Source organism: Pseudoalteromonas lipolytica (assembly GCF_900116435.1).
GTDB classification, from domain to species: Bacteria; Pseudomonadota; Gammaproteobacteria; order Enterobacterales; family Alteromonadaceae; genus Pseudoalteromonas; species Pseudoalteromonas lipolytica.
Genome location: NZ_FPAZ01000051.1, coordinates 1 through 1220 on the forward strand (window position 1 = coordinate 1; position 1220 = coordinate 1220).

A 1220-nucleotide genomic window follows, 5' to 3' on the forward strand; every position below is an offset into this window, starting at 1 on the left:
CCTTTGGTATTATCAGGTTTAAATAGGACGGCTATGAACCGTTTTCCGTCAATCTCAATCTTTGCAATTTTTGCTATTGAACTTTTGTCTTTTAATTGCGGTTAATGTTTTTATACAAATTTGTACCTCTCTTGTTTTACGGTCATCGCCCATGCCATTCGCGCCATTTTATTCGCTAATGCAACCACTGCTTTATTAAATGGCAGCCGCTCCCGCAGGTTATTTGCCCATAAGCTTACCTTGTCAGCTTTACTCCCCGATTTGACTAACGCAGCTCTGGCACCATTAATCAGCTGAGTTCGCAAATAAGTATTTCCTCGTTTACTTATTCCCTTTAACTTGGGGTTATCGCCAGTCGTATGCTGTTTGGCAACTAGTCCCAGCCAGGCTGCCATATGACGCCCACTTTTAAAGGTTTTACCATCACCTATTGCACTATACAAAGCTGTTGCGATGATGGGACCTATTCCTGTCATTGTTTCTAATTTCTGGCACTGCTCTATCTGATGGCTTAAAGCTTTTATCTCGCTATCCAAATCCGTGATTAACTTATCTACCTCAATTAATTCATCATACAAACTGGCTATATATCGACGAGACAATGGCGTTAACATGTTACTCGCATCTTCTAAAATATAGGGGATAGACTTTCTCACTTGATTAACGCCTTGCGAGAGGCTAATACCATATTCGGCTAAGAGGCCTCTGGTTTGATTCACTAAGGCCGTTCTACATTTTATTCGCCGCTCTCTTATACGGTGCAACAGTTGAATGTCTTGTTGCTCTACACTTTTTATTGGCACAAATCGCATATTCACTCGTTGTGAAGCTTCAGCTATCGCTTCTGCATCATTGAAATCATTTTTATTTCCTTTTCGGTAAGGGACTACATATTGTGGAGCGATAACTTTCACTTCATGACCATAGTTTTGAATACTTTGTGCCCAGTAGTTTGATGAGCCACACGCTTCCATGACGACAATTGCGGGCTCTAAATTACAAAAATACTCTTTCATGTTAGTGCGTTTGAGCTTTTTCTTTTTGAGCACTTTTCCCGAGTTTGATAACCAAACTAAATGAAAAATGTTCTTGGCGATATCTAATCCAATTGTTATTTTATTCATGTGACTCTCTCTACTTTGTTTACGCTAAAACTTACCCTAAACTACTATGGCGCATTATGACGCCGTTGGGGAGTGGAGAGAGTCCATTCCATTAAT

At 40.1% G+C, this 1220-nt stretch carries 1 protein-coding gene; it reads right to left on the reverse strand.

What is annotated here, in order from left to right; translation table 11 throughout:
• Positions 1–110 precede the first annotated feature (110 nt).
• Positions 111–1124, reverse strand: coding sequence for an IS110 family RNA-guided transposase (locus tag BM378_RS20255; RefSeq protein ID WP_074989897.1), 1014 nt, complete (start codon positions 1122–1124; stop codon positions 111–113).
• Positions 1125–1220: the final 96 nt, after the last annotated feature.

Coding starts and splice junctions, on each gene's coding strand:
- BM378_RS20255 (WP_074989897.1), bottom strand. CDS start 1,124: ATGAATAAAATAACAATTGGATTAGATATCGCCAAGAACATTTTTCAT.